The sequence below is a fragment of the Trichocoleus sp. DQ-U1 genome, from assembly GCF_039961925.1.
In the GTDB taxonomy this organism is placed as follows: Bacteria; Cyanobacteriota; Cyanobacteriia; order Cyanobacteriales; family FACHB-T130; genus FACHB-T130.
This window is the reverse complement of record NZ_JAMPKB010000141.1, coordinates 1-6,918: the sequence shown is the minus strand read 5'-3', so window position 1 is coordinate 6,918 and position 6,918 is coordinate 1. Positions and strand designations below refer to the sequence as shown.

Annotated in this window: 4 protein-coding genes and 1 pseudogene; 4 read left to right on the top strand and 1 reads right to left on the bottom strand. The window is 43.8% G+C overall.

Annotation, left to right across the window (positions count from 1 at the left end; translation table 11 throughout):
* On the top strand, window positions 1–1,219 hold a 1,219-nt coding region (locus tag NDI34_RS27290), incomplete at its 5' end, for an HNH endonuclease domain-containing protein (RefSeq protein ID WP_348234397.1).
* A gap of 26 nt (window positions 1,220–1,245) precedes the next feature.
* Here the strand turns inward: NDI34_RS27290 and NDI34_RS27285 are convergent.
* Window positions 1,246–2,079, bottom strand: a complete 834-nt coding sequence (locus NDI34_RS27285; protein ID WP_348234396.1) for a uracil-DNA glycosylase — start codon at window positions 2,077–2,079, stop codon at window positions 1,246–1,248.
* Between the two features lie 266 nt (window positions 2,080–2,345).
* On the opposite strand from NDI34_RS27285, the pseudogene NDI34_RS27280 reads away from it, so the two are divergent.
* The 3 genes and pseudogenes from NDI34_RS27280 to NDI34_RS27270 form a co-directional block, all read left to right on the top strand.
* Window positions 2,346–2,450, top strand: a pseudogene (locus NDI34_RS27280) (transposase); the annotation flags it as partial.
* Window positions 2,451–2,766: 316 nt separating this feature from the next.
* Window positions 2,767–3,678 carry a tyrosine-type recombinase/integrase gene (locus NDI34_RS27275; protein ID WP_348234395.1) on the top strand — a complete coding sequence of 304 codons (912 nt, stop codon included), beginning with the start codon at window positions 2,767–2,769 and terminating at the stop codon, window positions 3,676–3,678.
* A gap of 193 nt (window positions 3,679–3,871) precedes the next feature.
* A complete protein-coding gene (locus NDI34_RS27270; protein WP_348234394.1) occupies window positions 3,872–6,562 on the top strand; it encodes a tetratricopeptide repeat protein in 2,691 nt (896 codons plus the stop codon).
* The last annotated feature ends 356 nt before the right edge of the window (window positions 6,563–6,918 follow it).

Genomic DNA, 6,918 nt, shown 5'->3' with positions numbered 1-6,918 from the left:
AACGGGTCAAACGGGATCGAGAGGGAAACATTATAGAAAAGTAGCGATCACTCCCTTGAATCTCACCCCCATGTTGCCAGGAAACGTCATCAGCACAATTCTCAAGCACGATGCCAAGGTCACGAGCTATAAAATAGCTTTACTGCGTGCCATCAATGATCTTGCTCTCAATTTCCCTGACCTGCGGAACGTTGAGCAAGACGTGGCAGTTCCGCTCCGAATTCTGGCTCAATTTTGGGTAGCTTACTATTGGTCTTTTGTAAAACCTGACAAATCAATTCTACAAGGGCAGCGTTCCCGTCAAGGGAACATACTGAGAAATGATATGGAGTTCCGTCCTCAATTAACTGAACTGCGTCAGGAATGGGAACAAGTTATTGGTGGAATATCTCGTCCTAGCGATGGCTTTTTTCTCATCAACGAACTGAGAGTCCCACGTAAGTATCAAAACTATCCAAAATCTTTGCATCAAGCTTACTCTAAAGCCCTCACTGCTATTAGTAAAACCCTGGAAATGCCAGTCAAATATGCTGGTTATGGTCATTGGACAGTGTTTGCTAAACCTGTTAAGTATGTCGATATTGGCAGTCGAGTCATACCGATTCCCAGTACCCAACCCACAGATAAATGCTTAATTATTCGTGCTGATTTGTGGCAAACATTCCAAGAAATGTCGCTTTGGGTTGAAGCGCTTTGCATTCACGAGTGGTGTTTGTTTACTGAGAAAGTACAGCAGGAAGCTGAGCGCGGTACTATTTATCAATTGTTGACCGATAGACCGGATAATCGCAGACCATTGACTTGGGAACGCAACCAAATCGATTTGCTGCTGATGGAAGACAGAGTGTTCATTTGTCCTTGGACAAAAAGGCGCATCACTCGTGGTATCCAATACGATTTAGATCACCTCTTGCCCGTATCGCTTTACCCGATTAATGAACTCTGGAATTTAGTTCCTGCTGACCCTAAATTCAATTCACATGAAAAGCGCGATCGCCTTCCCACCCAGGCAAGATTGCGGCAAGCTCAACCTGATTTAGAGTTAGCGTATAGACATTACAGCGCATCTAACTCGCTCTTAATAGCTCTCCAAGAGGATGTAGATGTGAGGTTTTCAACTGTCTCTCGTGAGCCTGCCTATTTTCCTGATGCGCTTGCCAATGCTGTTGTTAACCTCATTGACATTGTTGCTGAATCTCGCAACTTAGCTCGGTTTTGACAATATTCCGACAAGACCTCTAAACCTCACCCTTCTTTAGATGTCGGCGAGTCTAAGTAATCAAAGATTGTTTGCTTCCAATAGTTAATTCGATTTTCTCGTGTAGGTGGTTTGCCCATAATTTTCCTCCACGTTCCATTTGCGGCACCACTTGGATGAGGAAATTCTAAATGTTTAATTTTCAAATCTATACCTGCAACGGTATTACTTGCAATTCGTCCCCAAGTGATGAGCGCAAGTGGTTCAAATATTTTGAATTCGTCTTTTAATAGATTAATGAAGCGATTGCTGTCTTTTTGGCTTAAGGGGATACCGGATCTACCGTTAGAAGAGCTGACCCAAACTTTGAATACATCTGTCAAGTAAACCCGATATCCCGACTCCAGTAGCACCTTGATTAAGTCAAAGTATAGTCGGGTGTTTCGTAATTTTTCACGGCAGTTTTTTAAATGAAGAGCGTAGGGAGTGCCTATACTAATCTCTTCCACTCTTGTCTCACTTCTCCTTAATGGGTCTTGTCCAAGAATCGCTACCGTTTTTTTATCTTTTACACCATTGGATAGCTCAAGAATGCTAGGGATATCTACTCCGATGACTAAGGCATCATCATAAAGCTTTTGGAAACTTTCGTTGCTAGGAAGAAAAATATTCCGGCTGAGTGTGTGTTCCGGATACCCTTCTTCCTCTAACTCTTCACGCATTATTAGATATAAAGCCTTTAATTGCTCTTTTGAAATCTCAAAAACTTGAGATATCTCTTGGTACAATGCATCAAACTCACTAGCTCTAAACTCTGAAAACAAATACTGCATCTTTTTTTCAGGCATTAATTCAAACACAAGTTTTAGCCAAGTTGACAAATTTATTTGTTGCTTTTGTTTTTACCTCAATCTTTTTATTGAAAGATTTATGCAGATTCGCTAGCATCTCGTAAAGGACGCTGGAAGGTAAAAGTAAAAGTGCCTTTACTTTCAATAACTTGGTGAATCTCCTCATGCATAGGATACTTGCCAATTCCACTTAAGCTACGTCAGCAGGTACGCCAACAAGCAGGCCGTGATGTGCAACCAACTGAGGGTATCCTTGATAGCCAATCAAGACAACCAATGTGGGTGGACCAGAGCGAGGCTTCGATGGGGGCAAGAAAGTCAACGGACACAAATGTCACATCTTGGTAGACACTTTGAGGTTAGTGTTGGTGGTGCTAGTCCATGCAGCTAATGTGGCAGATGTCACAGCGGGACGGATGCTGTTAGCTGAATCAAGCCTGAGTGTGCCAACATTACATCGCTCTTGATTTTTATCCGTAACCCATCTTTGAGATAAATTCCGATAGAAGCTGAATCCTGAATGCAGTGTCTGGGTTCGATGCATCCTACTACCCTATCTTTCAATGGGGTAGTTTTTTATTGCGCTCCAGTTCGTCCCAATTGGCACCCAGTCATTGAAAAGCTTCTGCTGTTTTTGAGCGAGGGCTGAGCGATCGTCGCCGACCCCAAGTGTGCATATAATTTCTAAATTACGCACAGTTGGTTGCCAGAAGTCTCATGTCAGTCACCTCTATTCGCAAATACCGGAAACAGAACTCGGCGTATAATTCGACGCGGTGTAAAAATGGATTCCGTCGTGCTCTAGAAGAAAATGAGCGCAGTCCGCTGACCATTCGCAACTATCTGTGCGACCTCGATGCTTTCATCCGATGGTTTGAATTCCAGCAGCAATCAGAATTTTTCCCAGAGTTAGTGACCGCAGTTGACTTGCGCGAGTACAAGCGCGATTTATCCCATTCGCTCAAACCCCAGAGTATCAACCGCAAGTTGACAACCATCAAGGTGTTTTTAAACTGGGCACTCTCCGCGGGGATGATTGCATCCGTTCCGAAAATCCCCAAAGTCGTGAAAGAAAATCGCCGGGGAATTCGCTGGCTCAATCGCAGCGAACAACAGGCATTGCTCACCAGGGTAGAGCAGGGCGGTCTTGAGCGAGACTTGATAATTGTCAGATTGCTATTGAACACCGGGCTGCGAGTTTCTGAGCTTTGCGACCTTCACTGGTCGGACATTAAAATCACACCCAACAAAGCAATTTTGATTGTGCAGTCCGGTAAGGGGGCGAAACGTCGAGAGATTCCACTCAACTATGATGCTCGGTCGGCACTCATCTCAATCGGTTATTACAAAAATCGAGGAGCCGTCAGACCCATTTTTGTCGGGCAGCGGGGGCAACTCACCCCTCGCGGTATCCAAAGTCTGATTGAAAAATACAAAGGCGAATTGGAAGATTTCTCGCCCCATTCTCTCCGGCATACTTTTTGTAAAAATTTAATCGACGCTGGTGTTGGATTGGAAATGGTTGCAGCTTTAGCTGGGCATGAAAGTCTGGAAACCACAAAACGATACTGCGAACCTTCCCCGGAAGATTTAGCCCTAGCTGTAGCGCTAATTAGTGAAAAGGAGTAACTCAAGTCCTTATTCATACCCTTCTTGTGAGGGTATTTCAACACATCAAAGCAAAGATATTGAGGCGATAACCTTTGATCCGTGTGATCGCGTAATCACTTCAATGGCTGTTCATGAAGAAGTTGAATAGATTTTTAGATCACCTCCCGAACATGGAAGATATATGTAAATAGTTCACTAACCGATTGAACCTATGCCTCCTCATCTACATCGCCTTAGCGTTATTACTGTAACCTTGCTCATCTCCTTGAGTTGTCCGTTACCAGTGGTGAAGAATACTTGGGGAAGTAGTGCTGCTTTGGCACAGACACAGATAAGAAAAGAACGCCGAGATGAAGCATTGCATTTGTATCAAGTAGGTGTTCAGCAGTTCAATCAAGGTCAATTTCGAGAAGCTTTCGAGACGTTTCAACAGGTTTTAGTGATTTTTAGAGAAATTGGAGAGCGCCAAGCAGAAGGTGCAACGCTCAACAATATTGGGGAAGTTCACCGTAGCCTAGGACAGTACCCTAAGGCTTTGGAGTATTATCAACAAGCCTTAGCCATTGTCAAAGAAATTGGTGACAAGAAGGGAGAAGGTACGACGCTCAACAATATTGGGTTAGTTCACCACAACCTAGAACAGTACCCCAAAGCCTTGGAATATTATCAACAAGGCTTAGCCCTTCACCAAGCAATTGGCAACAAGGCAGGACAAGGTGCAACGCTCAATCATATTGGGTTAGTTCACCACAACCTAGGACAGTACCCCAAAGCCTTGGAGTCTTATCAACAATCCTTAGTTTTTTACCAAGAAATTGGTGACAAGAGGGGAGAAGGTACGATGAGCAACAATATCGGAGCCGTTCACCGCAGCCTAGGACAGTACCCCAAAGCCTTAGAGTCTTATCAACAAGCTTTAGCTATTGCCAAAGAAATTGGTGATAAGGTAGGGGAAGGTGCGACGCTCAACAATATTGGATTAGTTCACCGCAGTTTAGGACAGTATCCTAAGGCTTTGGAGTATTATCAACAATCCTTAGCTATTCGCAAGGAAATTGGTGACAAAGAAGGAGAAGGTACGACGCTCAACAATATTGCGTCAGTTCACTACAACCTAGGACAGTACCCTGAAGCTTTGGAGTCTTATCAACAATCCTTAGCTATTCGCAAAGAAATTGGCAACAGGGCAGGAAAAGGTACAACGCTCAACAATATTGCGTCAGTCTATCACAGCCTAGGACAGTACCCTAAAGCTTTGGAGTCTTATCAACAAGCCTTAGCCATTGTCAAAGAAATTGGTGACAAGGCAGGAGAAGGTGGGATGCTCAACAATATTGGGGAAGTTCACCGCAGCCTAGGACAGTACCCTAAAGCTTTAGAGTCTTATCAACAAGCCTTAGCCATTGTTAAAGAAATTGGTGACAAGGTAGGGGAGGGTACGACGCTCAACAATATTGGGTTAGTTCACAATACTCAAGGTAAATATTCCCAAGCCGAAACCATCTTACTGGCAGCAATTGAGGTTTCGGAATCTCTCCGACCGCGAGAATTAAAAGATGACCAAAAAATCTCCATTTTTGAAGAGCAATCTCATACCTACCGCTTGCTCCAACAAGCCTTTGTTGCACAAAATAAATTTGAAGACGCACTCTTAATTGCCGAACGCAGTCGCGGTCGTGCTTTGGTGGATTTATTAGACTCCAAACTATCACAAAACCCCAACAATCAACCTAATCTTAAACTCCCAACCCTTCAAGAAATTAAGCAAATTGCTTCCCAGCAAAACGCTACCCTTGTTCAATATTCAATCATTGATGAACCTGACCAAATTCAAAGAAAACAAGAAGGGCAGCAATCAAAGCTCTATGTTTGGGTCATTAAACCCACAGGTGAAATTACCTTTAAGCAAGTAGACCTGAAAAAATCATTAAACACCTCCCTACAAGACCTCGTTAGCACTAGTCGTGATGATATCGGTGTGAGAAGTCGCAGTATCTTTGAAGTAACTGTTGCTAATCCCCAACCCCAAAGCTCAACCGAGAAATTACAGCAACTCCATAAAATACTCATCGCACCTATTGCTGATTTACTGCCAACAGACCCTAATGCGCGTGTCATTTTCATCCCGCAAGAATCGCTGTTTGTCGTCCCATTCCCCGCACTGCAAGACGAGCAAGGCAAATACTTGATTGAAAAACATACCATCCTCACTACTCCTGCAATCCAAGTTTTAAACTTAACTCGCAAGCAGAAGCATAACGGTCAAAGAGCAGCCAAGGATGTGCTGGTTGTTGGCAATCCTACCATGCCCAAAATTCAAATTGGGGAATTAGCTGCAAAGTTAGACCCTCTCCCTGGCGCAGAAAAAGAAGCGATTCAAATTGCTAAATTCTTTAACACCGAAGCACTGACAGGTAGCAAAGCAACCAAAACTACGGTGATGCAACTCATGCAGAAAGCACGCATCATTCATCTGGCTACCCACGGCTTACTTTATGATTTTAAAGGATTCGGTGTCCCGGGAGCGATCGCGCTTGCACCAAACGGTAAAGCTGATGATGCAATCGATGGTTTACTCACCGCCGGGGAAATCTTTGACATGAAATTACAAGCTGATTTAGTAGTTCTCAGCGCTTGCGATACGGGACGCGGAGACATTACAGGTGATGGTGTAGTTGGCTTATCTCGCTCTTTAATTTCTGCTGGCGTTCCGAGCGTTCTGGTATCGCTGTGGGCAGTTAATGATGATTCTACTGCCTTTTTAATGACCGAGTTTTATCGCAATTTACAACAAAATCCTGACAAAGCGGTTGCCTTACGTCAAGCGATGCTGACAGCAATGAAACAATATCCCAATCCTAAACAGTGGGCGGCTTTTACCCTCATCGGTGAGGCTGAGTGAGTTTTTACATAGATTGTAGGAGTAATCATTTCTTATGCTTGCAGAAGAACAAGTATTACGCGATCACTATCACGTTCAACGCTATTGGGGCACAATTTTGGATAGTGTACTCCAATAGAGGGTTCTAGTTTTATTGAAAAGGATTCCTGAATCCCTGCCCTGAATACGATCGCACGGCGGGAAATGTAGCTATTCCGGATTGGAGGAGGAATTAGATTCTTCAGCATATGAGGGATCTAGGTCTGGTGATGGCAAGTCATTTTGGATCGAGCCGTAAGATATGTCGGTATTGTCATTTGTTACGATGTTGAAGAACGTTACCGGGGCTAACAAACGAAATTCCCTATCCCAATGAT

Bases quoted from the DNA above. Each gene is read 5' to 3' on its own strand.
- NDI34_RS27270 (WP_348234394.1), top strand. From the start codon at position 3,872: ATGCCTCCTCATCTACATCGCCTTAGCGTTATTACTGTAACCTTGCTC.
- NDI34_RS27275 (WP_348234395.1), top strand. From the start codon at position 2,767: ATGTCAGTCACCTCTATTCGCAAATACCGGAAACAGAACTCGGCGTAT.